27 protein-coding genes are annotated in these 25,069 nt (G+C 67.8%); 15 read left to right on the plus strand and 12 right to left on the minus strand.

Translation table 11 applies throughout. The annotated features are described in order from the left end of the window. Window positions 1-108: 108 nt before the first annotated feature. The 4 genes from HR9077_RS06865 to HR9077_RS06880 all read left to right on the plus strand — a co-directional run bounded on the left by HR9077_RS06865 (window position 109) and on the right by HR9077_RS06880 (window position 2,833). Window positions 109-804, plus strand: coding sequence for an HAD-IA family hydrolase (locus HR9077_RS06865; RefSeq protein ID WP_136066270.1), 696 nt, complete (start codon window positions 109-111; stop codon window positions 802-804). A gap of 100 nt (window positions 805-904) precedes the next feature. Further along, entirely contained in the window at window positions 905-1,279 is a 375-nt protein-coding gene (locus HR9077_RS06870; protein WP_136066271.1) for a translation initiation factor Sui1, read from the plus strand. Window positions 1,280-1,341: 62 nt separating this feature from the next. Continuing rightward, window positions 1,342-1,767: a YbaY family lipoprotein gene (locus HR9077_RS06875; protein ID WP_168380905.1), complete on the plus strand. Its 426-nt coding sequence runs from the start codon at window positions 1,342-1,344 to the stop codon at window positions 1,765-1,767. Window positions 1,768-1,840: 73 nt separating this feature from the next. After that, on the plus strand, window positions 1,841-2,833 hold the full coding sequence (locus HR9077_RS06880) for an aldo/keto reductase (RefSeq protein ID WP_136066273.1): 993 nt from the start codon (window positions 1,841-1,843) through the stop codon (window positions 2,831-2,833). Window positions 2,834-2,923: 90 nt separating this feature from the next. On the opposite strand, the gene HR9077_RS06885 is transcribed toward HR9077_RS06880, so the two are convergent. Together HR9077_RS06885 and HR9077_RS06890 are read right to left on the minus strand one after the other, a co-directional pair. Then, the gene (locus HR9077_RS06885; protein ID WP_136066274.1) at window positions 2,924-3,583 is read right to left on the minus strand and encodes a hypothetical protein; all 660 of its coding nucleotides are present in this window, start codon (window positions 3,581-3,583) and stop codon (window positions 2,924-2,926) included. 112 nt (window positions 3,584-3,695) lie between these two features. After that, on the minus strand, window positions 3,696-4,595 hold the full coding sequence (locus tag HR9077_RS06890; RefSeq protein ID WP_136066275.1) for an NAD-dependent protein deacetylase: 900 nt from the start codon (window positions 4,593-4,595) through the stop codon (window positions 3,696-3,698). Between the two features lie 92 nt (window positions 4,596-4,687). Between HR9077_RS06890 and HR9077_RS06895 the strand changes: the two genes are divergently transcribed. Together HR9077_RS06895 and HR9077_RS06900 are read left to right on the plus strand one after the other, a co-directional pair. After that, a complete protein-coding gene (locus tag HR9077_RS06895; RefSeq protein WP_136066276.1) occupies window positions 4,688-5,752 on the plus strand; it encodes a diguanylate cyclase in 1,065 nt (354 codons plus the stop codon). Between the two features lie 86 nt (window positions 5,753-5,838). After that, a complete protein-coding gene (locus tag HR9077_RS06900; protein WP_136066277.1) occupies window positions 5,839-6,750 on the plus strand; it encodes a nuclease-related domain-containing protein in 912 nt (303 codons plus the stop codon). Here the strand turns inward: HR9077_RS06900 and HR9077_RS06905 are convergent. Genes HR9077_RS06905 through HR9077_RS06915 form a run of 3 tightly spaced genes read right to left on the minus strand, consistent with a single transcriptional unit; the run spans window position 6,747 to window position 9,716 of the window. Beyond that, window positions 6,747-7,232 carry a hypothetical protein gene (locus tag HR9077_RS06905; protein ID WP_136066278.1) on the minus strand — a complete coding sequence of 162 codons (486 nt, stop codon included), beginning with the start codon at window positions 7,230-7,232 and terminating at the stop codon, window positions 6,747-6,749. The genes HR9077_RS06900 and HR9077_RS06905 overlap by 4 nt on opposite strands. Continuing rightward, window positions 7,225-8,853, minus strand: coding sequence for a sodium:solute symporter family protein (locus HR9077_RS06910; protein ID WP_136066279.1), 1,629 nt, complete (start codon window positions 8,851-8,853; stop codon window positions 7,225-7,227). The genes HR9077_RS06905 and HR9077_RS06910 overlap by 8 nt, the downstream gene beginning before the upstream one ends. Before the next feature lie 47 nt (window positions 8,854-8,900). After that, the gene (locus tag HR9077_RS06915) at window positions 8,901-9,716 is read right to left on the minus strand and encodes a ribonuclease T2 family protein (protein ID WP_136066280.1); all 816 of its coding nucleotides are present in this window, start codon (window positions 9,714-9,716) and stop codon (window positions 8,901-8,903) included. Between the two features lie 226 nt (window positions 9,717-9,942). Between HR9077_RS06915 and HR9077_RS06920 the strand changes: the two genes are divergently transcribed. Then, window positions 9,943-10,146 (plus strand): cold-shock protein, encoded by a 204-nt coding sequence (locus HR9077_RS06920; RefSeq protein WP_136066281.1) that lies wholly within the window; start codon window positions 9,943-9,945, stop codon window positions 10,144-10,146. 111 nt (window positions 10,147-10,257) lie between these two features. On the opposite strand, the gene HR9077_RS06925 is transcribed toward HR9077_RS06920, so the two are convergent. The 4 genes from HR9077_RS06925 to HR9077_RS06940 form a co-directional block, all read right to left on the minus strand. Beyond that, window positions 10,258-11,595, minus strand: coding sequence for a deoxyguanosinetriphosphate triphosphohydrolase (locus tag HR9077_RS06925; RefSeq protein WP_136066282.1), 1,338 nt, complete (start codon window positions 11,593-11,595; stop codon window positions 10,258-10,260). A gap of 151 nt (window positions 11,596-11,746) precedes the next feature. Further along, on the minus strand, window positions 11,747-13,189 hold the full coding sequence (gene dacB / locus HR9077_RS06930) for a D-alanyl-D-alanine carboxypeptidase/D-alanyl-D-alanine endopeptidase (protein ID WP_136066283.1): 1,443 nt from the start codon (window positions 13,187-13,189) through the stop codon (window positions 11,747-11,749). A gap of 74 nt (window positions 13,190-13,263) precedes the next feature. Further along, complete coding sequence (locus HR9077_RS06935) at window positions 13,264-13,596, minus strand: DMT family transporter (RefSeq protein WP_210725881.1); 333 nt, start codon at window positions 13,594-13,596, stop codon at window positions 13,264-13,266. Next, a complete protein-coding gene (locus HR9077_RS06940; RefSeq protein ID WP_136066285.1) occupies window positions 13,593-14,009 on the minus strand; it encodes a PACE efflux transporter in 417 nt (138 codons plus the stop codon). Before HR9077_RS06940 ends, HR9077_RS06935 begins: the two co-directional genes overlap by 4 nt. 94 nt (window positions 14,010-14,103) lie before the next feature. Between HR9077_RS06940 and HR9077_RS06945 the strand changes: the two genes are divergently transcribed. Further along, the gene (locus HR9077_RS06945) at window positions 14,104-15,012 is read left to right on the plus strand and encodes a LysR family transcriptional regulator (protein WP_136066286.1); all 909 of its coding nucleotides are present in this window, start codon (window positions 14,104-14,106) and stop codon (window positions 15,010-15,012) included. Window positions 15,013-15,014: 2 nt separating this feature from the next. Here the strand turns inward: HR9077_RS06945 and trmB are convergent, their stop codons facing one another. Next, window positions 15,015-15,704, minus strand: coding sequence for a tRNA (guanine(46)-N(7))-methyltransferase TrmB (gene trmB / locus HR9077_RS06950; protein ID WP_136066287.1), 690 nt, complete (start codon window positions 15,702-15,704; stop codon window positions 15,015-15,017). A gap of 405 nt (window positions 15,705-16,109) precedes the next feature. On the opposite strand from trmB, the gene HR9077_RS06955 reads away from it, so the two are divergent. From HR9077_RS06955 to HR9077_RS06975, 5 genes are all read left to right on the plus strand, one after another. Continuing rightward, a complete protein-coding gene (locus HR9077_RS06955; protein ID WP_136066404.1) occupies window positions 16,110-17,993 on the plus strand; it encodes a beta-ketoacyl synthase in 1,884 nt (627 codons plus the stop codon). 132 nt (window positions 17,994-18,125) lie between these two features. Then, window positions 18,126-18,650 carry a pantetheine-phosphate adenylyltransferase gene (coaD, locus tag HR9077_RS06960; protein WP_136066288.1) on the plus strand — a complete coding sequence of 175 codons (525 nt, stop codon included), beginning with the start codon at window positions 18,126-18,128 and terminating at the stop codon, window positions 18,648-18,650. 32 nt (window positions 18,651-18,682) lie between these two features. Beyond that, window positions 18,683-18,931 (plus strand): YfhL family 4Fe-4S dicluster ferredoxin, encoded by a 249-nt coding sequence (locus HR9077_RS06965; RefSeq protein WP_136066289.1) that lies wholly within the window; start codon window positions 18,683-18,685, stop codon window positions 18,929-18,931. A gap of 229 nt (window positions 18,932-19,160) precedes the next feature. Next, window positions 19,161-20,516 carry an MATE family efflux transporter gene (locus tag HR9077_RS06970; protein ID WP_136066290.1) on the plus strand — a complete coding sequence of 452 codons (1,356 nt, stop codon included), beginning with the start codon at window positions 19,161-19,163 and terminating at the stop codon, window positions 20,514-20,516. Window positions 20,517-20,608: 92 nt separating this feature from the next. After that, window positions 20,609-21,922, plus strand: coding sequence for a short-chain fatty acid transporter (locus HR9077_RS06975; RefSeq protein ID WP_136066291.1), 1,314 nt, complete (start codon window positions 20,609-20,611; stop codon window positions 21,920-21,922). A 66-nt stretch (window positions 21,923-21,988) separates the two neighbouring features. Here HR9077_RS06975 and HR9077_RS06980 read toward each other — a convergent pair whose 3' ends face one another. Further along, window positions 21,989-22,297, minus strand: coding sequence for a hypothetical protein (locus tag HR9077_RS06980; RefSeq protein WP_136066292.1), 309 nt, complete (start codon window positions 22,295-22,297; stop codon window positions 21,989-21,991). Window positions 22,298-22,473: 176 nt separating this feature from the next. Between HR9077_RS06980 and HR9077_RS06985 the strand changes: the two genes are divergently transcribed. After that, entirely contained in the window at window positions 22,474-22,983 is a 510-nt protein-coding gene (locus HR9077_RS06985) for an acyl-CoA thioesterase (protein ID WP_136066293.1), read from the plus strand. A 25-nt stretch (window positions 22,984-23,008) separates the two neighbouring features. Continuing rightward, window positions 23,009-24,013 carry an ion transporter gene (locus HR9077_RS06990; RefSeq protein WP_136066294.1) on the plus strand — a complete coding sequence of 335 codons (1,005 nt, stop codon included), beginning with the start codon at window positions 23,009-23,011 and terminating at the stop codon, window positions 24,011-24,013. A 3-nt stretch (window positions 24,014-24,016) separates the two neighbouring features. On the opposite strand, the gene HR9077_RS06995 is transcribed toward HR9077_RS06990, so the two are convergent. Further along, window positions 24,017-25,057 (minus strand): hypothetical protein, encoded by a 1,041-nt coding sequence (locus HR9077_RS06995; protein WP_136066295.1) that lies wholly within the window; start codon window positions 25,055-25,057, stop codon window positions 24,017-24,019. Window positions 25,058-25,069: the final 12 nt, after the last annotated feature.

Consider the following 25,069-nt stretch of genomic DNA (forward strand, 5'->3'; position numbering starts at 1 on the left):
ACAGTGTTCTTGAAACAAAGGCAATTCACCCTCAACCGCGTGCCGGCCTTGCCGATAACCAAGAGTATGAGCCCGCTGTATCGAGGCTAGCCGCAAGAGACGCGACCAATGTCCCAACCCCTCTGTCTGCTTTTCGACTGCGATGGCACCCTGGTGGACAGCGAACCGCTGCTGGCGGAAGTGATGGCCGATACGCTGAATCGCGTGGGCCTGCCCTTCGCCGCACGACAGTACATGGAAGAGTTCCGCGGCGTGCGTTTCATGACCATCGTCGCCGAGCTGGAACGCCGTCACGGCACCCTCGACGATGCGGTGCGCAGCGCCGCCGAGGCCGAGATGCGCAAGACCATGGCCCTGCGCATGGCCCGCGAGCTTCAGCCCATCCCGCACGTTCGCGAAGCCCTCGAGGCCCTGTCCGCCCACCCCCGCTGCGTGGCCTCCAACGGCCCCGAGCACAAGATCCGCAATGCGCTGGACAGTACCGGCCTGCGGGGCTATTTCGACGAACGCCTGTACAGCGGCTATACGCTGCAGTGCTGGAAGCCCGACCCGGGGTTGTTCCTGCATGCCGCGCGTGGCATGGGCTTCGCCCCCGGGCAGTGCGTGGTGATCGACGACGCCGCGGTGGGTGTCGCCGCCGGGCTCGCCGCCGGCATGCGCGTGGTGCACATCAACCGTTTCCCCGCCGAGGAAGAGACCCCCGATGGCGCCATTTCGATGACCGACATGGGCCAGCTGCCCGGCATCCTCGCCCATCTCGCCGGATCCGAGCGCCGCTCCGCGCCGATCGCCGCCGCCCGCTGACGCCGACCGGGGGCGGTCACATCATCCCGCCGGCCATCGTCGCCGGCGCCGTGCTGCGCTATCATCGACACTCCATGTGCCCTTCGACAGGAACCGCTTGATGGCCTCACTTCAGGACCAGCTCCGCGGGCTCGTCTACTCCACCGAGCATGGCGATACCTGCCCCGCCTGCCGCCAGCCGCTCGCCGATTGCCAGTGCGCCGATCAGGCCGAGGCCGAACGCATCGCCGCGCTCGATGGCGTGGTGCGCATCCGCCGCGAGACCAGCGGTCGCAAGGGCAAGGGCGTGACCACGCTGCACGGCGTGCCGCTCGTCCACGCAGAACTCAAGACACTGGCCAAGGCGCTCAAGAAGCGCTGCGGCACCGGCGGCGCGATCAAGGACGGGGTCATCGAGATCCAGGGCGATCATCGCCAGGTGCTCAAGGCCGAGCTCGAATCCCGGGGCTATACGGTCAAGCTGGCCGGCGGCTGAACGACGGCGTGTGCCGCGGTCGGTGCCCCTCAATGTCATTTCCTACTGCATCAGGAGTCGTCATGACCCGCCACCCCGGCCTGCAACAGCCCCTGCGACTGGCCTTGGCACTGTTCGTCCTGCTCGCCCTGGGCGCCTGTGCGCTGACGCCGCGCTTCGCCAATCTCGAGGCGCGCGTCAGCGCCGATGAATCGTTCGACCTGCCGCGCAACGCCGAACTCAACGTCACCCTGCGCGAAGGCTCGGCCAGTGGCGGGGTGATCGCCGAAGGCAATTACACACGCCTGGGGGCCGGGCCGATCCCCATCGTGCTGCGCTACGACGCCAACGCCGTCACGGCCGGTCGCGATTACGTGCTGCGCGCCGAGATCCGCGCCGACGGCCGGCTGCTCTACGCCTCGCCCGAACCGGTCGTGGTACTCGCCGACGACACCGCGGCAGGCCCGGTCGAGGTCACCGTCGAGCCGGCAGCCGCCAACCGACCCTGATCCGGCGGCTTGCCAAGGCCGACGGAACCTACCAGCCTTGTTGCACCTATCCACCACAACAGGGAGCGTTCCCATGGAAACCCTCGAGATCGGCGACACCGGCCTGTCCGCCTCGCGCATCGGCCTGGGCACCTGGGCGATCGGCGGCAGGATGTGGGGCGGCAGCGACGACGCCCAGGCGATCCGCACCATTCACGCCGCGCTGGAGCGGGGCGTGACGCTGATCGACACCGCCCCGGCCTACGGCTTCGGCCACTCCGAGGAGGTCGTCGGCAAGGCGCTCGCCGAGCATGGCCGCCGCGACGAACTGGTGATCGCCAGCAAGGCCGGCCTCGAGTGGGGCGAAGGCATCGCCGCGCTGGTACGCAACGCCACGGCAGCGCGCATCGAACGGGAAGTCGAGGACTCGTTGCGCCGGCTGGGTACCGGGACGATCGATCTGTACCAGATCCACTGGCCCGACCCCGAGGTGCCGATGGAGGAAACCGCCAGCGCCATGCAGCGGCTCTATCGCGACGGCAAGATCCGCGCCATCGGTGTCAGCAACTTCAGCGTCGAGCAGTGCCGGGCCTTCAGCGAGGTCGCGCCGCTGCACAGCGTGCAGCCGCCGCTCAACCTGTTCGAGCGCGACGCCGAACGCGACATCGTTCCCTACGCCGAGCGCGAAGGGCTGACCATGCTGACCTACGGCGCGCTGTGTCGCGGCCTGCTCAGCGGCAAGATGCAGCGCGACACGCAGTTCAAGGGCGACGACCTGCGCAACAAGGACCCCAAGTTCCAGGAGCCGCGCTACGGCCAGTACCTGGCCGCGGTGGACGCCCTCGAGCGCCTCGCCCGGGAGCGTCACGGCAAGCACGTCCTGGAACTCGCCGTGCGCTGGCTGCTCGACAGCCACGCCAACGGCATCGCGCTGTGGGGCGGCCGGCGCCCCGACCAGATGGCGCCGCTCGAGGCCATCGACGGCTGGAAGCTCGGCGCCGACGACCTGGCGGAGATCGACCGGCTCCTCGCCGAGCACGTCAGCGATCCGGTGGGTCCGGAATTCATGGCCCCGCCGACACGCTGAAACGCTGAAACACTGAAACGCGCGCATCATGCAAAAGCCCGGGCTCGTCGGCCCGGGCTTTGGCGTGTCGGCTGGCAAAGCGGCGCCGTCTTAGAAGGTATACTCGAGCCCCACCATCGCCACCGGATAGACGCCGAATTCGTCGACGTCGTCCTGCAGATCATCCTCCTCCTGCTGGACGTCGCTGGCCAGGCGCGGGTCGCTGGCCGCGCCGGTGGCGCGCAGATCGACCTCGGCATCGGTCAGGAAGACCCCGAGCCGGCCGAACACGCCCAGGCCCGGCTGATGACTGCCGCGCCAGCCCAGCCCCAGGTAGGGCTGCACGGAATCGCCCAGGCTGACGTTACCCTGGAGGGTGCCCACCTCGGCGGCCGTGTAGGTCTGACCGTTGAATTCGTAGGATCCCCCCGCCTTGGGCCGACCCACCACCTGCATGGCGATATCCGGGCGCACCACCCCCGCCGAGAGGTAGAAGCGCCCGGCGAACGGGAAGTAGTCGACGCTCAGGCCGTAGACGTCGAGATCGAAATCGCCGCGGTAGTCGACATCGTCGCTGTCGTAATCGATGTCGTCGTAGGCGAAGCCGCTGTAGCTACCGGTGAGCGCGACGTTGTCGTGAAAGCGGTAACTGACGCTGCCTTCGTAACCGGTGGTGCCGACGCCGGCCCCCAGCGACCACTGGCCCGCGGCCGCCGGAGCGGAAACGGCGGCCAGCGCCGCGGCGACGAGAATCTTGCTGACGAGTTGCATGACGTTCCCTTCCCTGCTTTATCGGGTAATCCAGCCGGCGTCGTTCGCCGGTCGAATAGCCGATAACGGCCGTCGCAGGGAAAACTTGATGCCGGCACGAGGCAGGCTTAGCTTAGCTCAGCGCCTCGGCCAGGGCCGTCAGCGTCTCGCCCACCGGCGCGTCGAGCTTGAGGGAATAGAGCGGATCGCCCCGGGTGTGGCCGCGGTTGATGCAGGCGATCGGCTTGCCGTCGCGCACCGCCTGACGGGCGAAACGGAACCCCGAATAGACCATCAGCGACGAACCGGCGACCAGCAGCGCATCGGCCTCGGCCAGGGCCGCGAAGGCGGCATCGACCCGCGTGCGCGGCACGTTGTCGCCGAAGAACACCACGTCGGGTTTCCAGATGCCGTCGCCGCAGCGGGTGCAATCGAGCACGCAGAAGCGCGAGAAATCCAGGCCGTCGAGATCCGCGTCACCGTCCGGGCCGACCGTCGCGTCCAGCCCGAGCCAGTCGGGGTTGCGGGCCGCCAGCTGCTGATGCAGCGCATGACGCATGCGGCTGGCGCCACAGCCCATGCAGCGCACGATCTCGGCGCGCCCGTGCAGATCGATGACGCGCCGGGAGCCGGCACGCTGGTGCAATCCGTCGACGTTCTGGGTAACCAGCGTGGCGACGCGCCCGAGCGCCTCGAGCCGCGCCAGGGCGTGGTGCGCCGGACCGGGGCGGGCGCCCTCGATGGCACGAAAGCCGATCAGGCTGCGCGCCCAGTAGCGCTGCCGGGTCGCCAAGCTGGCCATGAACGCCTGATGCTGGACCGGCGGCGAGCGCTTCCAGGCGCCCTTGGCATCACGGTAATCGGGGATGCCGCATTCGGTGCTGACCCCGGCGCCGGTGAGCACCATCAGCCGCGGGTGACGTTCGACGAACGCCAGCAGGGCCTCGAGCCGATCCTGCGACGCGGTGCCGTCAGCGCCACCCGGCGCTAGCCCGGGAGCCGACGCCGGGGGACTATCGTTGATCGTTGTCATGCCATTTTCCACTGGCCGCAAGTCGGGTTTTGCGTCAAGGTAAAACGTCTCACACACCCTGCCCGGGTGCCAGATCAGGACCGTAACGCCGCATGTCTGCCGACGCCTCCACACCCCGCCGCGATCCGCGCCTCGCCCTCTCCCGGCGCGCCTACCTGCCTCGCATTATCGGCCTGGGGCTGGGCTCGTTGTGCGTCGCGGCGACGCTTCATGAAAACGCCGCCGGGTGGCCGCTGTGGATGCTGCTGGCGATCAACGGCCTGGCCTGGCCGCACATTGCCCGCTGGTGGTCCACGCGCAGCGGCGACCCGCATACGCACGAACGCCGGCTGCTGCTGCTGGATACCCTGCTCGGCGGCATGTGGATCGCGGCGATGGGTTTCAGCGTACTACCCAGCGCGGTTTTCGCCACATTGCTGTGCTTCAACAACATCGCCGTCGGCGGGCTGCGCATGCTCGCCCACGGGCTCATCGCATTGACTGGCGGCGCGGCCGGCGGCTGGCTGATCCTCGATCCGCCGACCTTCGCACTGGTGCCCACGCCGCTGACGTTGCTCGCCAGCCTGCCGCTGCTGATCGTCTACCCGCTGACGATCGGCCAGATCGTCTACCGCCAGGCCAAGGCGCTGGTCGAACAGAAACGCCTGCTGACCCGGCTCAGCCGTACCGACGGCCTCACCGGACTGTACAACCGCCGTCATTGGGAAACCCTGGTCGAACGCCACTTCGCCGACGAACACCCTCCGGTCACCCTGGCCCTCATCGATCTCGACCATTTCAAGCAGATCAACGATACCTTCGGCCATGCCATGGGCGACCAGATCCTGCGTCGCGCCGCGACCTTCCTGCGCGAGGCGCTGGGCGAGCGGGCCTTGGTGGGCCGTTACGGCGGCGAGGAGTTCGGCGTGCTGCTGCCCGACACGCCCATCGACCAGGCGCTGGCACTGCTCGACGGGCTGCGCGAACGCTTTCCGCATCCCGATGTCCAGGGCGACACCCTGCTGCCCTGCACGCTGAGTATCGGACTGGCCGAGCCGGCCGACACCCTGAGCGACTATCACGACTGGCTGCGCCACGCCGACCAGGCGCTCTACAGCGCCAAGACCCAGGGCCGCAACCGGGTGGTCGCCTATACCCCCGTCACCCGCTCGGCCTGAACCGTGCCGGCGGATGCATGGTGAGCGACGGCGGGCTTGGCTAGAATGGGCGTTTCATTCGCCCCGTCGCGGCAAGGATGTATGAGATGGTCTGGCTGGAATACCTGTTACCGCTGATCTTCCTGGCACCGCTCGGCGCCACCGCCGGCATCGTGGTGGCGTTGCGCAACCTGCACGATGCCCGCGTGCATTCGCCGTTCGACGCCCGGCCGCTGCGCGAGCCCGGCCAGGCCTTGCGCGACCGGCTCGACCGCGCCTTCACCAGCCTGTTCCTCAACGGCGCGCTGGGGCCGATCGTGATCCTCGCGCCGCTGACCTTCGGCATGGGCCGCATGCTCTTCGCCGACGAACAGATCTGGTTCGAGTGGGCACTCTACGGGCTGCTCTGCTCGGCGCTGGTGCTGCTGTTCTGCTTTTTGCTGATGCGCGACTTCCAGCGCATCCGCCGGCTCAAGCTGGGCCTGGCCTGCGAGCTGGCGGTGGGCCAGGAACTCGAACGCCTGATTCGCCCCGAGGACCATCCTTACTTCGTGTTCCACGATATCCCCAGCGATACCTTCACCATCGACCACGTGGCGCTGACGCCCTTCGGAGTGTTCGTGATCGAGACCCGCGCGCGCACTCATCCGCTGGATGCCGCCGGCCAGCCCCGGGACAAGGTCACCGTGGAAAGCCAGCGACTGCGTTTCCCCGGCTGGAGCGAGCGCCAGCCGCTGCGCAAGACCCGCCAGGCGGCGGGCTGGATGCGCCACTGGCTGGCCCGCGAGTGCGGGCTCGACGTGCCGGTGCGTGGCGTGCTGGTGCTGCCCGGCTGGCGGATCGACAACGGCGAGGCACCCGACGACCTGCTGGTGGTCAGCGGCGAGGGGCTGGCCCGGCTGCTCGCCGAGGCGCGACTCGGCGAGTTCAGCGATGCCATGCACGACGACGTGGCCCGCGCGCTGACCCGGCGCGCCGCGCTGCTCGACGATCGCCGCCGCGAACGCGCGTCGGTCTAGCCCTCGCCGGCCCCGCGCAACCCGGCCAGCACCGCCGGCTTCAGCGCCACCAGCGCCTCGCCGGAAACGGCGCTGACCACGATCAGCCGACGCGTCGCCCGCCCCCCGCCATAGCCCAGCCACAACGGCAGCGTTACCGCATCGGGCGCGCGTTCCTGGAGCCGGGCGCTGCGCAGCCGCCGCGAGGCCAGCCGCTCCCAGAACCACAGCCGCGCCACACGCTCGGGCGGCACCGGCTCTCCCCCGGCCAGCGACACCTCGTCGGCGGCATCGCGCGTTTCGGGCAGTGGCCCCGGCCACAGCAAGGCCCGGCGTGCCTGGCGGTGGCACAGTAGCCAGGCGCTCGGCGAGGCGTCCGCCAGGCCCAACGGATAGGCCCACAGTCCCAGTCGCGCCGACTCGAAACGCCGCGCCCCCAGCCGGGCCAGGCGTGCCATGGCCGTGGCTTCGTCGATACGCCGCGGCAGCGCGTAATCAGCCATTGGCCCAGCTCTGGAACAGCGCGAGCGCCGTGAGTACCACGCAGAACCAGACCAGCAGCCCGATGCAGCGCCGACGCGTCAGCCGCGCTTCGGCGGTGACCTCGCTGGCCTTGCCGGCGCGCGTCGACAGCACCGCCTGCATGTCCGGCGCGGTCTCGTCGATCACCACGTCGGCGAGCTGCTCGCGGTTCGGCGCCGGCGACGTCAGGCTGACGCCATAACCCACCGCCAGCGACACCGCCACGCCGATGACGTTGTTGTAGAGCCAGGAGATGTCCTGCGTGCTCGACACCAGCCACACCGCCGCCATGCCGGCGATCAGCCCGGCCATCGCGCCGCGGGCATTGGTGCGATGGCTGAGCATCCCCAGCAGGAAGACCCCCAGCAGCGCACCGTAGAACCACGAGCCGATGCGGTTGACGGCCTCGATCACCGGCCCGAGGTTACCGGCGAAGAAGGCGAACAACGTGGCGTAGATGCCCCAGAACACCGTCGCCCAGCGCGACACCTTGAGGTAGTGCGCCTCGCTGGCGTCACGCTTGGCGTAGCGGCTGTAGAAGTCGCGCACGCTGACCGCCGACAGCGAATTGAGCGCCGAATCGAGGCTCGACATCGCCGCCGCGAACACCCCGGCGATCACCAGCCCGGCGAGCCCCGGGGGAAAGGCATTGACCACATAGCGGGGAAACAGCTCGTTGAGATTGTCCGGCGCCGTCAGGCCGTGCTGGTCGTAGTAGGTGGCAAGCATCACGCCGATGAACAGGAACAGCAGCATCTGCGGAATCAACAGATAGCCGCCTATCAACAGCGACCGCTGTCCCTCCTGGATGCTGGGGCTGGTCAACACCCGCTGGATCTGACTCTGGTCGGTGCCGAAATAGGCGATGTGCAGGAATACCCCGCCGATCAGTCCCGCCCATAGCGAGTAGGTCACGGTGGGATCGAGCGACAGGTCGATGGCATCGAACATGCCCTGGGCGGCACCGAAGGCGAGGACATCGCTCCAGCCGCCGGGCAGGCTGCCGATCAGCAGGAACATGCTGACGATGGCACCCATCCACAGCACGAACATCTGGATCACGTCGGTCCAGATCACCGCGCTGATCCCGCCGAGCACCGTATAGCTCACCGCCAGCACCGCCATGACCACGATCGTCAGGTTGACGTCCCAGCCGGTGACCACCGACAGCACCAGCGCCGGGGCATAGAGCACCACCCCGGTGGCCAGCCCGCGGGCGACCAGAAACAGCGCCGCGCTCAAGCTGCGCGTCGCCGGGCCGAAGCGGCGCTCGAGCAGTTCGTAGATGCTGTAGACTCCGGCGCGGTGGAAGACCGGTACCAGTAGAAAGATCAGCACCGCCATGGCGATCGGTACGTTGATGAAGGTGACCAGTCGTTCCAGGCCTCCGTCGAAGCCCCAGCCCGGCGCGCCGATGAAGGTGATCGCGCTGGCCTGGGTGGCCATCACCGACAGGCCGATCGCCCAGCCGGGGATCTTGCGACCGCCGAGAAAGTAATCCTGGGTATCGCTCTGGCCACGCCCGAAACGCGCGCCGATGAAGGCGATCGCCAGGATATAGATCACCAGAACCGTGCTATCCAGCCAAGTGAACTCGCTCACGTCCCTGCCCTTTTCAAAGACACATACGACTCTAAATTAGCAGGGTTTCACTGCATTGCCGGCTGGCCGAGTTCGAAATCGGCGATGCGCACCCTCGCGGCACAGCGCCCGCGACGCAGCGGCATCAGGCTCTCCGCGGCCGGGAACGTCGCCAGCGCGTCGGCATCGATACCGATGCGCACTTCGGTCAGCAGCCGGTTGCCGCGCCCGCCGCAAACCAGCTGCAGGGCGCGCCCGTCAGCGCCGCCGAGGGCCGCCCCGAAGGCCTCGATCAATGCGTTGCGCGCCACCGTGCCACCCTGGTTGAGCACCACGAAATCGGCGAAGGCACTGGCATTGACCGCCGCGACGAGGTCCACGGCGGTGTCGAAATAGGCCTCGGCAGGCAGGTTCAGGCAGGCGGCATGCTTGGCGTACTGATAACGATCGAGACAACTCGCGCGACCCGGCATGGCCTCGTCGAGCTCATCGGCCAGCGCCTCGGGCAGTTCGAACGGCGAGTGCGCGCGGCAAAAGCCGCCCCGGGGACGCGACCGCTCGGCGAAGCACCCCTCGGCCCACCAGCGCTGGCGCGTCATGCCCCGCGCGGCGAAGCGTTCGGGCAGCGAGGGCCACAGGCCATGCAGCACGAACCCCTCATCGGCGGCATCGCGCAGGCGCGGATCGCGGCATTCGCGAGGCGGCTGATTGCGTGTTTCGCAGAACCCGGGGTGCCAGGTCAGCGCCAGCGTGTAGTGAGCGAACCCCCCGGCGTCGAGGGCCGGCTGCGCCTGGGCCGATGCCGACACGGCAAGGCAGGCGCCCAGCAACAGCGCGGCGACGAATCCCCCGCCCGGGACGACCCCCTGGATGGCTCGCTTCATGGTGTCTTACCGCCTGTCGTTGATGTCGATGGCCTCGGGCCGGCGTGGACCTTGACGATCCGCACGGGACTGTGGCACATTGAACTCAGTAGGTTAGCAAGTTGCATATAGTCAGTTGTACTCGAGTCCTTCGGTAGCCTGGTATATCTCCTTTGTTTTACCCACTGCATCTCGGGGTATCACCCGGCAAATCGTAAAGAGCGCCTAGCGCGCAAGGATAGTCAAAATGGCAACTGGCACAGTCAAGTGGTTCAACGACAGCAAAGGCTTCGGCTTCATCTCTCCCGCCGACGGCGGTGACGACCTTTTCGCCCACTTCTCGGAAATTCAGGCCGAAGGCTTCAAGTCTCTGCAGGACGGTCAAGAGGTTTCCTTTGACGTGACTCAGGGCAAGAAAGGCCTGCAAGCCGCGAACATCAAGGCGCTCTAACTTCCGGTTGGATCGCTCTCGAACCGCAAGGCTTCGAGTGACCGGGCCCGCTCAGGCGGGCCCGGTTTTTTTGTGTCTGACGCTCGAGCCGCCCCTTCCAGACCCGCACTATTAGTCCCCCTTCAGGCGCCCGCCCATCTCCTGCGCCAGGTCCACGGCGTAGTGATCGGTCATCCCGCCGATGAAATCGAGCATCCGCCGATAGCTGTCGTACAGCGTCCAGGTCGGCCTGGGGGTGTTCTCGCCGATCAGCGCCAGCACGCGCTGATGCTTGAAGGTCGAGCTGCCGTGATGATGGAGTTCGTGGGCGGCGCCGATGAACGCCTCGAGCAGAATGCCCAGCGTGGTATAGGCGCCGATCTCCAGCTTGGCCTTGCGCTCGTTCTGGAAGATTCGCTCGCGCGCCAGCTGCTTGGCCGAGGTGACGCCCCAGCCCAGGTCCGGGTGGCAGAGCTCGAGCAGATCGTCCTGCAACGCGCCGTTGAGGAGCTCCTGTTCATGCTGGACGAACACCTCGCCGACATCGTTGACCGCACGCTCCATCGCCGCTCCGCGCAACGCGGCGATGCAGCGCCGCTGCGAGACGCCGGCGGCGCGCATATCGGGGTACTCGGCCGGCTCGCCCCCGGCGATCTGAGTCAGCACATCGGCGACTTCGTCGAAACGCAGAATGCCCATTTCCAGGCCATCCTCGAGATCGAGCAGTGCATAGCAGATATCGTCGGCGGCCTCGACCAGGTAGGCCAGGGGATGGCGGCACCAGGCCCAGTCGTCGCGTCGCTTGAGACCCAGGCGCTCGGCGACCTCGGCGAGCGTGACCCGTTCCGACTGGTAGGCGCCGAACTTGCCGGCGCGACCGCCATGCTCGACCGTCCACGGGTACTTGAGCATGGTGCCCAGCGTCGCCGCGGTCAGGCGCATGCCGCCGCGGAACTGGTTGTATTCGATCTGGGTGACGATACGAAAGCCCTGGGCGTTGCCCTCGTAGGTCAGCAGATCCTCGCGCTGGGTCTCCGTGAGCCCCTCGAGCAGGCCGCTGCCGTCGCTTCCGGCACGCTTGAACCAGTCGCGGATGGCGTACTCGCCGGCGTGGCCGAAGGGTGGATTGCCGATGTCGTGCCCCAGGCAGGCAGCCTGGATGATCACCCCCAGGTCGGCCGGAGTGATCCAGTCCGGCAGGCGGTGGGACAGTTTCTCGCCGACGATCATGCCCAGCGAACGCCCCACGCAGCCGACCTCCAGCGAATGGGTCAGGCGAGTATGGATATGGTCGTTGTCGGTCAACGGATGCACCTGCGTCTTGCGTCCCAGGCGCCGAAACGAGCCGGCGAAGACGATGCGATCGTGATCCTTGTGGAACGGGCTACGACCGACTTCGTCACGCGCGGCGCGCGGCTTGTCGTTGAGCCGATGCGGATCGAGCAGGCGTTCCCAGTGCATCTGCGTCATGGTGCTCCCTTGGTCGTGGCGACGGCGTGGTGATAGGGCCTGTCGTTATTCTACGTCACTAGCCGGGCCACGGGACCAACCCCGTGTTGCTCGAAGCGCCATCCCGGCGGCAGCTCAAGGCACCAGCATGGCTATCGTCGCTCGCGCGCACTCAGTAAGCTCGGATCATCGCCGCCAGGTCCTCGGACAGCGGGTCGAGGACCTGCGACCAGGACAGGTACGGGGTCTGCGAAGTACCGTTGACCAGCACGCTGAACGAGCCCCAGCGACCCTCCAGGGTGCGGAAGTAGCCGCCGATCGAGCGTACCGCATAGGGCTGGTTGAGAGTCCCGGTCTTGAGCATCACATGGCTCTGGAACAGCGGGTCGCCGCGGCGGATGAAGCGCATCGGGCCGTTTTCCGGCAGTTGCAGCCCGGCCACGAAGGTCGGGAACAGCGCCGGACGCCGGTACATCGCCTCGAGCAGGGCATTGACGCCCCGGGCCGAGGTGCGGTTCTCGGTGGTCAGGCCGCTGCCGCTGAGCAGGGTGACCGGCCCGTGGCCGGGCACGCCGTCGACGAACGCCTCGAGCGCCTCGCCGCCCTCGGCCAGGTTCGCCCGCGGGGTGTCGACCAGGTCCAGGCTCAGGGTGTCGGCCATGAAGTTGTTGGAATAATTCAGCGTGCGCAGCAGCAGCTCCTGCAGCGGCTTGCCATCCACCGCGGCAAGCTGCCGGGCACTGTCGGGCGGCCGGGTATCGCTGATCGCGCTGCCCCCGGTGACCGCTATTCCGGCCCGTGCGAGCATCGCCATCAGCGTCTGCGCGGCCTGGCCGGCCGGATCGGAACTGGCACGATAGACCGCCTGTGGATAGCTTTGCAGGGGGATCTGGCCACGGATCGCCAGCACGTCGCCCTGGGCGTCGGTGATGCGCTCGGCGCTAATACGCGTGTCGCCGCCGCGGGCCACGGTGGTCACGTGATTGTCGATGCGCGTGGTGGGCTCGACGGTATCGCAGCTCAGGATGCGTGCTTCGTCGCCCTGGCGGCCGCCGGGCAGCACGTTGAGACACCAGTTGCCGTAATTCACCGCCGCCGAGGAGAGCAGCGCACTGTAGGCGTTGTCGGTCCGCGTCCGGGTCCGACAGCGGTCGGTGGTCAGGCACGCCACCGGGCCGAAGCGCCACTGGCTGATCACCAGTTGGCCATCGATCGCGCTCACGCCCTGCAGGCGCAGGCGCTGGATCAGCCGCCACAGATCCTCGGAGGTCAGCGCCGGATCGCCGCCGCCCTCGAAGACCAGATCGCCATGCAGGACGCCTTGCGCATCGACCGATCCACTCGATACCAGACGCGTGGTGAAGCGGTGCTGCGGCCCCCAGCGATCCAGTGCCGCGGCGGCGATGTACAGCTTGGACACCGAGGCCGGCGAAAGCTGGCGCTGCGGGTCGATCTCGCCGAGCACCGCCCCGCTGTCGAGCAGTTGCGCCTTGGCGCTGATGCGAAAGCCGCTGTCGGCGAGCCGGGCGACGTAATCGAAACCGGCGGCCAGGCCGGGCGTGGCGGAACCCAGCAAGGTCAGCGAGATCAACACGGCAGCGAGCGGGCGAAGCATGGGAGATCCTCGGTTGGCGAAAGCTCCCTAGCCTAGCAGGCCGCCGGGACTAGCCGAAGACCGCGGGCCATGGATCAGTGCGATGAAACGCTCGAAAACAGCTGGATGACCGTCACGCCGCCGATGATCATCGCCAGGCCCGCGACCGCCGGCCAGTCGAGCTTCTCGCCGAACCACAGCACCCCGATCAGCGTCACCAGCACGATGCCCAGCCCCGCCCACACGGCATAGGCGATGCCCACCGGCAGCGTGCGCAGCACCAGCGTCAGCCAGTAGAACGCCAGGCCGTAGCCGACCACCACCCCGACGCTAGGCCACAGTCGGGTAAACTCCTGCGAGGCCTTGAGCGCGCTGGTGCCCAGCACTTCGGCGACGATCGCCAGGCACAGATAGACGTAGGCCATCAGGTATTCCTCCTTGCCAGGCGGCGCTGCACGACGAGATCGAAGGCGCTGTTGAAGATCAGTGCATAAAGCAGGAAGAACAGCATGAATCCCAGGTCGAGCCAGAACGCCTCGACCACGCCGATCCCCAGCCACCAGGCGACGCCGGGCAGGGTCATCACCAGCAGACCGAGCTCGAACCCCAGCGCCTGGGCGATGCGTTGCGCCAGGCTGCGACGGCGGGTCGGCACCCAGCGGTCGAACAGCCGGTTCCAGATCAGGTTCCAGAACATGGCGAAGGTCGCCAGGACCGCGGCCAGCAGGCCCATCTGGCCGATGCCGTGGCCGCTCAGCCAGCTCGCCAAGGGCGTGACCATCACCAGCCCGCCGGCCTCGAACAGCGTGGTATGCAGCAAGCGCTCCCGCCAGCTACGCATCGCCGCCTCCCTCGAACAATGGAATGGTCGCCAGGCATTCTAGGCAGTATCTTGATGGATACGAGTTAAAAGCCATCAGGAAATCAGATAGATCATGCAATGGAATCTCGATCAGCTCGTCTGCCTGCTGGCCGCCGCCGATAGCGGCTCTTTCTCGGCCGCCGCACGCCGCCTGGGCAAGGCGCAGTCGGCGGTCAGCACGGCGATCGCCCATCTCGAGCTCGACCTCGGCCTGACGCTGTTCGACCGTCGACGACACACGCCGGTCCTCACCGCCGAGGGCGAGGCGATGGTGCTCGAGGCACGCGAGATTCTGCGTCAGTGCGACCAGCTAGACGCGCGCGCGAACGCCCTGGCGAGCGGCGAGGAATCGCGTCTGACCCTGGCCGTCGACGAGGCGCTGCCCTACCCGCCGCTGATGGAGGCGCTGACGGTACTCGCCGAGCGCTGGCCGGCGCTGGAGCTGTCGCTGCTCAACGGCGCGCAGGACGACATTCCCAGCTGGGTCGCCGACGGCACCGCCGACCTGGGTGTGCTGTTCAGCCAGCCGACGCTGCCCGAGGCGCTCAGCGTGCGCCAGATCGCGCGCCTGTCGCAGACCGCGATCGTCGCCGCCGATCACCCCTTGGCCGGCGAGCGCGAGGTGCGCCTGTCGACCCTCAGCCGCCATCGCCAGCTGGTGGTCGCCTCGCCGTTGGGCGGCACTCCGTTGGGCGGCACTACACAGGGCGGTCATCGCCCGGCGCGGCTGTCGCCACGGGTCTGGCAGCTCAACAGCTACTATGCGATCGCCGAGCTGGTCAGCCAGGGCATCGGCTGGGCACTGGTGCCCGAGCACATCGCCGCCTACCCGATGTACCGCTCGCTGGTCAGCCGACTGTCGATCAGCGACCTGCCCGAGCCAGCCAGCGTCGACGTGGAGCTGGTGCGTCGTCGCGCCGCCGGACGGGGGCCGATCGCCCGCTGGCTGGAGAGCGAACTCAGCGCGCGACTGTCCCGCTAGCCCTACTGCGCGACGGGCATCAGCTCGGGGGCATGAGGCAGCGCGACGTCCAGCCGCCACACCGCCTGGTCGCTGGCCACGTACTTGCGCTCGAAGGGGGTGAGGAAGGCGCCCTGCGGGGCGTGCTCGACCACCGCGGGCCGCCGACCGCTGGCCTGATACGTGGCCAGGGCGAACTCGTCGAGATACAGCCGCCAGTTGGAGCGCACCTCGAGCCGCCCGCCCAGCGCGAGCAGCGCCGGAAACACCGGGTGGCCGTGCCAGCGCAGCTTGAGGTGCGCCGCCTTGGGGTAGGGATTGGGATACAGCAGGTAGTGGTGCGCCGGCCGCCAGCCGGCTGCCAGCGCCAGGCGCCAGAAATCGACCAGGTCGGCGCGCACCAGCAGCGCGTTGTCGGGCAGCGGGCCATGATCGCGCCCCAGCCGGTCGGCGCTGCGGTCGATGCCGATCACCGCATGATCGGCGTGGCGAATCGCCAGCTGGCGGGTCGACAGCCCCACGCCGCAGCCGGCATCGAGCACCAGCGGACTCGCCCGGCCCGCCAGCCAGCGCTCGGCCTCGGCGAAGGCCCGGCGGGTGTGCTCGGCGACCGGCTTGCGCAGCGGATGGCTCAGCGCACGCGTAACGCGCCTTGCCAGATCGTCGTGGGGCCCGGACTGGTTGCTGATGACGGGTCGGGAAGAAGCTTGCATGGCGGGACTGGGCGCTCGGCGGAACGAATCGAAGGCTGGCCAGTCTAGCAGACGACAGAAAACGGCGCGCCCGGCGGGCGCGCCAATACCAACTCCGACTCGTATGACTCAAACAGCCCTTCTAGAGTAAGCCGGAATGCAGCCTTTTTCAAACGCTTGTTTAACAACACCCCGCTTTCATCGCCCACCCCGTGGCGCCTCACTTGGGCCGGGCGGCATGACGGGGCTGCGAGGCAGGTGCTATCATCGCGCCCCAGACTCGATCATCAGGGCACCAGGTGCCCCGCCGTTCTGCCGGCCCGCCCTCGCCCACCGCGATACGCGCGGAGCCAGGCAGCAACAGGACTCGTAGACTCACAGCACAACGAGGGACGCGGCTTGTCACAGTTACCGGTGATTGTCGGCATGGGCGGTGTCAATGCCGCCGGCAGGACCTCCGGCCACCAGGCGTTTCGACGCACGGTGCTCGATGCCCTGCCCGTCGAGGAACAGGAGCGGACCCTGATCGGCCTGGCCGCCATGATGCAGCTGATCAGCCATCAGCAGGACGGCGGCTGGCAGGACATCCACGGCGAGCCGATCGCCACCGGCGAGCTGGCCAGCCAGGTGCGTCAGCGGGTGCTCGACCACACCCTGATCCGCCGCAACGAGGACGCCGCCTTCAACGCCGACGGCATCCCCGCCAACCGCCATACCCAGATGCACCTCGAGCGACCGCTGACCTTCCAGGCGCGGCGGCGTCAGTTGCCCGACCCGCTGCCCGAGACCTGGCAGGTCCGCGACATCGATGGTCGGCTGGTCGAGGTCAGCGTACCGGCCGGCGTGCTCGACGTGCTGCTGCCGGAACGCCGCCAGGCGCAAGTGCGCGCCGCCGGCCAGTTGCCGTGCGGCTTCGAGCCCGGTCGGCTGTATCGCAGCGTGCATCATCCGCGCGGGCTCTCGATGGCGGTGTTCGGGGCCAGCGATTGCCTGGGCCAGAGCGGGCTGGACTGGCAGGCGCTGCACGATCGCCTCGATCCCGGCCAGGTCGCCGTCTATGCCGGCAACTCCATCGGCCAGCTCGACGACCCGGGCTGGGGCGGGCTGCTCAAGAGTTTCGTTTCCGGCAATCGCGCCACCTCCAAGCAGATGCCGCTGGGCTACGGCCAGATGCCGGCGGACTTCCTCAACGCCTACGTACTGGGCAGCGTCGGCGCCACCGGAGCGATCCAGGGCGCCTGCGCGAGCTTCCTGTATAACCTGCGGCTGGGCATCGAGGATATCCGCAGCGGCGCGCGCCGGGTGGTCATGGTCGGTACCAGCGATGCGCCGGTGACTCCCGAGATCGTCGAGGGCTTTCGCAGCATGGGCGCGCTCGCCGACGACGACAGCCTCAAGGCGCTCGATGCGCTGAGTCTGCTCACCGACAGCGACTATCAGCGCGCCTGCCGGCCGTTCGCCCGCAACTGCGGCTTCACCATCGCCGAGTCGAGCCAGTTCGTGCTGCTGATGGACGACAGCCTGGCGCTCGAGACCGGCGCCCAGATCCTCGGTTCGGTCCCCGACGTGTTCGTCAACGCCGACGGCTGGAAGCGCTCGATCTCGGCGCCGGGCATCGGCAATTACATCACCCTGGGCAAGGCGGTGCGCCTGGCCGGCGAGATCCTCGGCGAACGCGCGGTACGCGAACGCAGCTTCGTCCATGCCCACGCCACCAGCACACCCAAGAACCGCACCACCGAGTCGCACGTTCTCGACACCGTGGCCCGCGCCAACGGCATCGGGGATTGGCCGGTGGCCGGGCTCAAGGCGTTCGTCGGCCACTCCCAGGGCAGCGCCGCGGGCGATCAGTTGACCAGTGCGCTGGGCAGTTTCGCCTATGGCCTGATCCCCGGAATCCCCACACTCGATGCCGTCGCCGACGACGTGCATGCCGAGCGATTGCGACTGTTCCGCGAACCGCTGGCCTTCCAGGCCGACGCCGCCTTCATCAACGCCAAGGGCTTCGGCGGCAACAATGCCACCGGCCTGCTGCTGTCGCCGGCGGTCACCGAGCGACTGCTGGTGCAGCGCCATGGCCAGGCCGCGATCGATGCCTGGAAGCAGCGCCGCGAAGCGACCCTCTCCGCCAGCGCCGACTACGATCAGCGCGCCGATGTCGGCGAGTTCTCGGTCATCTACCGCTTCGGCGAGGGCGTGCTGGAAGGCCCCGAACTCACGATCGAAGCCGACGGCATCCACATCCCCGGTTATGCCCGGCCGGTTTCCCTGGCCGTGGACAACCCCTACGGACGCCTCGACGGCGAGTGAGTGTCGCGCCTTTCCGCACACGCCCACAGGCGCCGGTGGGCGTTTGTCGCGCCACCGGGCATCGGCTACGCTAAGCGCCCGGACTCCTAGCCGCCGCGCCCGCGCCCGCGCCCGTTCTCGACAGGATTGCCCATGAACATCGTCGTCTATCCCGGCACTTTCGACCCCATCACCAACGGTCACTTCGATTTGATCGAGCGCGCCGCGCGGATCTTCGACAAGGTCATCATCGCCGTGGCGGCGAGCCCCGGCAAGCATCCGACGCTGGATCTCGACAGTCGCGTGGCGCTGGCCCGCGACGTTGTCGATGGCCTCGACAACGTCGACGTCGTCGGCTTCAGCTGCCTGCTCACCGAGCTGCTCGACCAGCAGGGTGCGCGTATCGTGCTGCGTGGGCTGCGCGCCGTGTCGGACTTCGAGTACGAGTTGCAACTGGCCAACATGAACCGCGCCCAGGCCCCGCATGTCGAAAGCCTGTTTTTGACCCCCGCGGTCGAAAATTCCTATATTTCTGCCACCATTGTGCGGGAGATCGCGCGCCTGGGCGGCGATATCAGCCGACTCGTGCATCCACGCGTCGCCGATGCGCTGCGCGAACACTTCCATTCCGACCAGGGCCCAAGCGCACGGCGCCCCGAACGGAATCCAGGCCAGTGATGAGCCCTCTTTACGCAGCGAGGACATGAACCATGGCCCTGATGATCACCGACGAATGCATCAACTGCGACGTCTGCGAACCCGAGTGCCCCAACGGCGCCATCTCGGCCGGGGAAGAGATCTATGTCATCGACCCCGCTCTGTGCACCGAATGCGTCGGCCATTTCGACGAGCCGCAGTGCCAGCAGGTATGCCCGGTAGACTGCATCCCGCTTGACCCGACCCGCAGCGAGACCCGCGACCAGCTGATGAGAAAATACGAGCTGATCGTCGCCGCCTGACCCCAGCGCGTCGCTGGCGCGGCCCGCCCCGATTGCCCGTTGCAACCCACCGCTCCCCCGTGCATGACCCACGCGCTTCGCTGGCCGCCCATCGCCTGCCGGCTGCCAGACTGACCGCCCCCGCTGGCCGGCCCATTGCCGGCGTCGCGCCCGGCGAGCCGTCGGCGTATCCTGTCAGCGCATCGCTTCGGCGACTCGCCATCATGCCGACACCGACCAAGGAAGCCGCTTGCCTGCCGCACACCCTGTCACTAGCGCCACCACCCGCCGGGTCTGGACGCTGGCCTGGCCGATCATCCTGTCCAACATCACCGTACCGCTGCTCGGCCTGGTCGATACCGCGGTGGTCGGTCACCTGCCCGAATCGCGCTACCTCGCCGGGGTGACGCTGGGCGCGATGCTGTTCAGCTTTCTCTATTGGGGCTTCGGCTTCCTGCGCATGGGCACCACCGGGCTGACCTCGCAGGCGCAGGGCCGCGACGACGCCACCGCGGTGCGCAACCTGCTCGGCCAGGCGCTGGTGATGGCGATGGTCATCGGCGGCTCGCTGATCGTCTTCTCGCGGCCGTTGACCGCACTCGGCCTGTGGCTGCTCGACGGCAGCGCCGAGGCCACCGCGGTGGCCCACGACTACGCCGCCATCCGCTTTCTATCCGCCCCGGCGGTACTCGCCAATTATGCGATCCTCGGCTGGTTCCTGGGTCAGCAGAACAGTCGGGTGACGCTGGCGATCCTGGTGCTCACCAACAGCGTCAACATCGTCCTCGACCTGCTGTTCGTGGTCGGCCTGGGCATGACCAGCGACGGCGTCGCCTGGGCCACGGTAATCGCCGACTACACGGCGCTGACGCTGGGCCTGTGGCTGGTGCGACGCCAGCTCGCCGAGCTCGGCGGCACCTTCCATCGCGAGCGGCTATGGCGGCTGGCCGCCTATCGCGAGCTGCTCCAGGTCAACGGCCAGCTGTTTCTGCGCACCCTGGGGCTGCTGTTCGCGCTGGCCTTCTTCACCGCCCAGGGCGCCAGCCAGGGCGACGTGGTGGTCGCCGCCAATGCCGTGCTGCTGCAGTTCATCATGCTCACCTCGCACGGCCTCGACGGCTTCGCCCACGCCGCCGAGGCGTTGACCGGGCGCGCCATCGGGCGGCGCGACTGGGCCGAATTCACGGCGGCGGTCGCGGCGACGGCACGCTTCTCGCTTTTGACCACCGCCGCCGCCATGCTCTGCTTCGCCATCGGCGGCACGGCGCTCATCGCCCTGCTCACCGACCTGCCGGCGGTGCGCGAGGCGGCCGCCGACTACCTGCCGTGGATGGTCCTGATGCCGGCCCTGGCGGTGTGGAGCTACCTGCTCGACGGGGTGTTCATCGGTGCCACGGCGACCCGCGAGATGCGCAACAGCGTGTTCGCCGGGCTCATCGTCTACCTGCCCGCCTGGTGGCTGCTGACCGGTCCGCTGGGGCTCGGCAACCATGGCCTGTGGCTGGCCTTCCTGCTCTTCACGCTGGTGCGCTCGGTGACGCTGGGCGGTTACTACCTGCGCTATCGCCGCACGCGCTGGAGCCCCCGGGCCGTTGGCCGCAAATAGCGTTGACCGGAGACGACGCCGCGGGTTATCGGTTTACGCTAGGTTAGCGCTACGCTTTCCCAACGCGCCGCCAACAACAAAGCGAGATCCCGATGCTCAAGTACCTGTCACGACCGGCCGTGAAGCTGGTCGAACGCTACCTGCCGGCCCCCTTCATCTTCGTGTTGCTGCTGACGCTGATCGCCGCCGCCGCGGCGATCGGCGTCGAGCGCCAGACACCGCTGGCGGTGCTGCGCTTCTGGGGCGACGGCTTCTGGGACCTGCTGACCTTCTCGATGCAGATGCTGCTGGTGCTGGTGACCGGCTTCATGCTCGCCAGCTCGCCGCCGGTCAAGCGCCAGCTGTCACGCCTCGCCGGCAAGGCCGGCAGCCCGGCCCGGGCGATCGTGCTGGTCACGCTGGTCTCGCTCGCCGCAAGCTGGATCAACTGGGGATTCGGGCTGGTGGTGGGGGCGCTGTTCGCCAAGGAGCTGGCCCGCCAGATCCGCGTCGACTATCGACTGCTGGTCGCCAGCGCCTACTCCGGCTTCGTCGTCTGGCACGGTGGGCTGGCCGGTTCGATACCGCTGGTGATCGCCACCGAGGGCCACTTCACCGCCGACCGAATCGGCGTGATCGGCACCTCGGAGACGATCTTCTCGCTGTTCAATCTGGCGATCGTCGCCGCGCTGTTCATCGCGGTGCCGCTGGTCAATCGCTGGATGCTGCCCGACGACAAGGACAGCGTCTATGTCGAGGCCGCCATGCTGACCGACGAGAAGCCGCGCAACGGCCTGGCCACGCGCCCCGCCGAGCATCTCGAGAACAGCGTCAGCCTGGCCTGGCTGGTGGGCATTCCGGGGCTGCTGTTCCTGCTCGATCACTTCCTGCTGCGCGGCGGCGGCCTCAACCTGAACGTCGTCAACTTCCTGTTCCTGTTCCTGGCCATCGTTCTGCACAGGACGCCGCGCCGCCTGCTCGACAGCCTCAACGAGGCGATCAAGGGCGGCGCGGGGATCGTCATCCAGTTCCCCTTCTATGCCGGGATCATGGCGATCATGGTCCAGTCGGGGCTGGCCGAGACGCTGTCGCAGGGTTTCGTGTCGATCGCCGACGCCGACACCCTGCCCTTCTGGTCGTTCATCAGCGCCGGGGTGGTCAACCTGTTCGTGCCCTCCGGCGGCGGCCAGTGGGCGGTCCAGGCTCCGGTCATGCTGCCCGCGGCCCAGGCACTGGGCGCCGATGTCCCGCGCATCGCCATGGCGGTGGCCTGGGGCGACGCCTGGACCAACCTGCTCCAGCCGTTCTGGGCATTGCCGGTACTGGCCATCGCCGGCCTCAAGGCCAAGGACATCATGGGTTTCTGCCTGATCCAGCTGGTGGTCACCGGCGTCATCATCGGCCTGGGCCTGACCTATCTGCCTTGACCCGGCCCCTGGCCTGCCGGCCCTGAGCGGCCGTCGTCGTACCGCAGGCGAGCCGCTCGAGCCGGCTCACTCCTTCTCGGGGGTGAAGGCCGGCGGGTCGCTGGCCGGGAAAGACTCGCTGCTGGCCTCGTCGACGTGGGCTTCCTCCTCGCCCGGCGGCGGCGAGGTGAGCACCGCGCCGAGCCGACCGTCGGGGTCGTCGATCAGCGTCAGGCGATCGCGATCAGTGGCCGATAGCCGGGTGTAGGGCAGCCAGCGAAAGTTGCCCTCGGTGTCGACGATGCGCGCGTACTTGCCGCCCAGTGCATCGACGTCGCCCAGCGGTGTGCCATCCAGAGCCTGGACCGTGACACCGACATGAAAGGCTGCATCCATGGTAAGCCTCCTCATCCATTGGTCATCCTGCCAGTACAGCACAAATTGCATTCGATGCCCCAAACCCGCAGGCTCCCGTGCCGAGCGCCAAACATGGTACAACCGGGGACAGTGCCGCCCCGGGCATGAGCCTACCGAGAGCCACCGAGAGAACGCGCAACGTGACGAGCCAGACCATGACGCCCGACGACATGCCCCGCCAGCACACCCTGACCATGACCGTGCTGATGACTCCCGACCTGGCCAACTTCAGCGGCAAGGTCCATGGCGGGGCGATTCTCAAGAAGCTCGACGAGGTCGCCTATGCCTGCGCCAGTCGCTACGCCGGCAGCTACGTGGTGACCCTGTCGGTCGACCAGGTGCTGTTCAAGCAGCCGATCCACGTCGGCGAGCTGGTGACCTTCCTGGCCTCGGTCAACCATGTCGGCCGCTCGTCGATGGAGATCGGCATCAAGGTGGTCGCCGAATCGATCCAGGAGAAAGTCATCCGCCATACCAACAGCTGCTATCTGACGATGGTCGCCGTGGACGTGCAGGGGCACCCGGTCGAGGTGCCGCCGCTGCGCCTGGAAACGCCGTTGCAGCAGCGTCGCTTCGAGAAGGCCACGCTGCGCAAGCAACTGCGCAAGCAGGCCGAACAGGCCTCGCGGGAGCACGACAGCCAGTACACCGATTCGGCTTCCTGAGCCGGTTCATACGCAAGGAGGGCGCATGACAACGCCAAGTCCACACCGCCAGCCATCCTCGCTTCGCGAGCGGCTGGAGCTGGCCTGGGACGTGCTGGTGATCATCCTGGTGATCGCCAACCTGGCACTGCTGCTGTTCGACAGCCTGTACCTGCTGCCGCCGCTGCGCGAGGCCTTCGCCTCGCTCGCTCCCGAATGGCAGGCGGCCTACGAAGCGAACATCCACGCCCACTTCTTCGCCATCGACCTGGCGTTCGTCAGCATCTTCGTCATCGACGTGCTGCTCGGCTGGATCGTGGCGATCGCCGAGCGGCGCTATCACCGCTGGTTCTTCTACCCCTTCGTCCACTGGTACGACGTGCTCGGCTGCATTCCGCTGGCCGGGTTCCGCTGGCTGCGCGTGCTGCGCGTCGTCGCGCTGCTCTACCGCCTGCAGCGCCTGGGGCTGATCGAGATCCGCAACTGGTACCTGTTCGGCGTCATTCACAAGTATTACGAGATCCTCCTGGAAGAGCTCTCGGATCGCGTCGCGGTGCGCCTGATCGGCAGCGTTCAGGAGGAGATCCGGCACAGCAACGCGCTCTCGCAGCGCCTCTCGGACGAGGTGCTGGCACCCCGCAAGGAACAGCTGGTAGACGAGATCGCCCAACGCCTGGAAAGCGGCCTGAACGACATCTACGCCGACAATCGTGCCCTGATCGCCCGTTACGTCAGCGCCCTGGTCGGTCGTACGCTGCAGGAAAGCCCCGAGATCCAGCGCCTGCACCGGCTGCCGATGGGGCGCCAGTTGAGCACGGCGATGGACCAGACGCTCAGCGACCTGGCCAGCCGGCTGATCCACGAGGCGGTCGACGGCCTGCGCTCGCCGGAATTCTCGCAACTGCTGCGTCGCGCCACCGACAGCGGCATGGATATCCTGATGGTCGCCGACACCCGCAGCGAGCGGATCACCGAACAGGTACTGATCGAGACCCTCGAACTGCTCAAGGAGCAGATCGCCACCAAGCGCTGGCAGCAACGCTACGATTGAGGATCAGACGATTCGCAGGATCGTGTAGGGCGCCTCGTTGGCATGGCGCTCGTCGCGCGTATCGATCGAACCCAGCGCCAGGCTGCGGTCGTTGTCGTAGGCGACGAACAGTCGCGTCTCGTCGAGCACCGCCAGGCCCTCGGCCTTGTGCTCGAACTCGAGCGGCTCGCCGTGCTCGTCCTCGACCAGTTGCGGGGCGCGGCCGGCGTTGAAGTCGTCCAGGCTCGTCGACCACAGGTAGCCACCGATGTGCTCGACGCCGTCGGCCTCGGTCTCGAAGCTGGTCAGCAGATAGAGCCGCGCGTTGTACGGGTCGTACTCCAGACTCGACAGGCCACAGACATGGCGCACCCCGGGGAAGTCGCCCGGATCGAACCGGTAGAGGCTGCGCAACGCATCGATGAACTCCAGGTTACCTCGCGCGTTGACGCGATAGTGGGCGCCCACCACCCGGCACACGTAGTCGAAGTCGTCGTGCGAGTTGCCCTGCTCGCGAACGCCGAACATCAACAGCCCCTCGCCGCGCTCGCCGGGGATCGCCGCCAGCCCTTCGATCTTGTAGTAGGGCGTGCCGATCGCGCCGTCCAGCTTGTCGCGCAACTCCAGCGACCCCTCGACACCGTCGCGCGGGTCGGGATCGACCACCTGCACCCGCTCGGGCTGGCCCAGCGGCCAGATCAGCAGGTGGTTGTAGGCGTTCAGGGTATGGTCGTCCTCGGCGATGCGATCGAAACCGGTGGTCGCCAGCACGTGACGACCGTCGGCGGTCAGCGCGAAATCCTCGTACTTGGTGGCGTTCTTGATCGCCGGCTCGGTGAAGTAATCGAGGCTGGCATCGTCGGGAACGCCGTGCTCGTCGATAGCCACCGCGAAGACCGCCGAACGCGCCTCACCGGGGATCGGCTTGTCGCTGGCGAGAATCAGCCGCTGGCCATCGTAGACCACCGCCGAGACCTCGGCATTGACCGGCTTGTCATCGGCGTCGCGCAGGCCGACGGGGAAACAGTGCAACGTGCCGTGGGAAAGCACCTGGGCGCGATTCATGGGCGACTCCTA

The organism is Modicisalibacter radicis (genome assembly GCF_900961225.1).
Lineage (GTDB): Bacteria > Pseudomonadota > Gammaproteobacteria > Pseudomonadales > Halomonadaceae > Modicisalibacter.

Bases quoted from the DNA above. Each gene is read 5' to 3' on its own strand.
- HR9077_RS06885 (WP_136066274.1), bottom strand. From the start codon at position 3,583: ATGCAACTCGTCAGCAAGATTCTCGTCGCCGCGGCGCTGGCCGCCGTT.
- HR9077_RS06880 (WP_136066273.1), top strand. From the start codon at position 1,841: ATGGAAACCCTCGAGATCGGCGACACCGGCCTGTCCGCCTCGCGCATC.
- trmB (WP_136066287.1), bottom strand. From the start codon at position 15,704: ATGCAAGCTTCTTCCCGACCCGTCATCAGCAACCAGTCCGGGCCCCAC.
- HR9077_RS06890 (WP_136066275.1), bottom strand. From the start codon at position 4,595: ATGACAACGATCAACGATAGTCCCCCGGCGTCGGCTCCCGGGCTAGCG.
- HR9077_RS06985 (WP_136066293.1), top strand. From the start codon at position 22,474: ATGACGCCCGACGACATGCCCCGCCAGCACACCCTGACCATGACCGTG.
- HR9077_RS06955 (WP_136066404.1), top strand. From the start codon at position 16,110: ATGGGCGGTGTCAATGCCGCCGGCAGGACCTCCGGCCACCAGGCGTTT.
- HR9077_RS06965 (WP_136066289.1), top strand. From the start codon at position 18,683: ATGGCCCTGATGATCACCGACGAATGCATCAACTGCGACGTCTGCGAA.
- HR9077_RS06905 (WP_136066278.1), bottom strand. From the start codon at position 7,232: ATGGCTGATTACGCGCTGCCGCGGCGTATCGACGAAGCCACGGCCATG.
- HR9077_RS06920 (WP_136066281.1), top strand. From the start codon at position 9,943: ATGGCAACTGGCACAGTCAAGTGGTTCAACGACAGCAAAGGCTTCGGC.
- HR9077_RS06940 (WP_136066285.1), bottom strand. From the start codon at position 14,009: ATGCGTAGCTGGCGGGAGCGCTTGCTGCATACCACGCTGTTCGAGGCC.
- HR9077_RS06945 (WP_136066286.1), top strand. From the start codon at position 14,104: ATGCAATGGAATCTCGATCAGCTCGTCTGCCTGCTGGCCGCCGCCGAT.
- HR9077_RS06915 (WP_136066280.1), bottom strand. From the start codon at position 9,716: ATGAAGCGAGCCATCCAGGGGGTCGTCCCGGGCGGGGGATTCGTCGCC.
- HR9077_RS06995 (WP_136066295.1), bottom strand. From the start codon at position 25,057: ATGAATCGCGCCCAGGTGCTTTCCCACGGCACGTTGCACTGTTTCCCC.
- HR9077_RS06870 (WP_136066271.1), top strand. From the start codon at position 905: ATGGCCTCACTTCAGGACCAGCTCCGCGGGCTCGTCTACTCCACCGAG.
- HR9077_RS06975 (WP_136066291.1), top strand. From the start codon at position 20,609: ATGCTCAAGTACCTGTCACGACCGGCCGTGAAGCTGGTCGAACGCTAC.
- HR9077_RS06980 (WP_136066292.1), bottom strand. From the start codon at position 22,297: ATGGATGCAGCCTTTCATGTCGGTGTCACGGTCCAGGCTCTGGATGGC.
- HR9077_RS06925 (WP_136066282.1), bottom strand. From the start codon at position 11,595: ATGACGCAGATGCACTGGGAACGCCTGCTCGATCCGCATCGGCTCAAC.
- HR9077_RS06990 (WP_136066294.1), top strand. From the start codon at position 23,009: ATGACAACGCCAAGTCCACACCGCCAGCCATCCTCGCTTCGCGAGCGG.
- HR9077_RS06900 (WP_136066277.1), top strand. From the start codon at position 5,839: ATGGTCTGGCTGGAATACCTGTTACCGCTGATCTTCCTGGCACCGCTC.
- HR9077_RS06895 (WP_136066276.1), top strand. From the start codon at position 4,688: ATGTCTGCCGACGCCTCCACACCCCGCCGCGATCCGCGCCTCGCCCTC.
- HR9077_RS06865 (WP_136066270.1), top strand. From the start codon at position 109: ATGTCCCAACCCCTCTGTCTGCTTTTCGACTGCGATGGCACCCTGGTG.
- HR9077_RS06875 (WP_168380905.1), top strand. From the start codon at position 1,342: ATGACCCGCCACCCCGGCCTGCAACAGCCCCTGCGACTGGCCTTGGCA.
- coaD (WP_136066288.1), top strand. From the start codon at position 18,126: ATGAACATCGTCGTCTATCCCGGCACTTTCGACCCCATCACCAACGGT.
- dacB (WP_136066283.1), bottom strand. From the start codon at position 13,189: ATGCTTCGCCCGCTCGCTGCCGTGTTGATCTCGCTGACCTTGCTGGGT.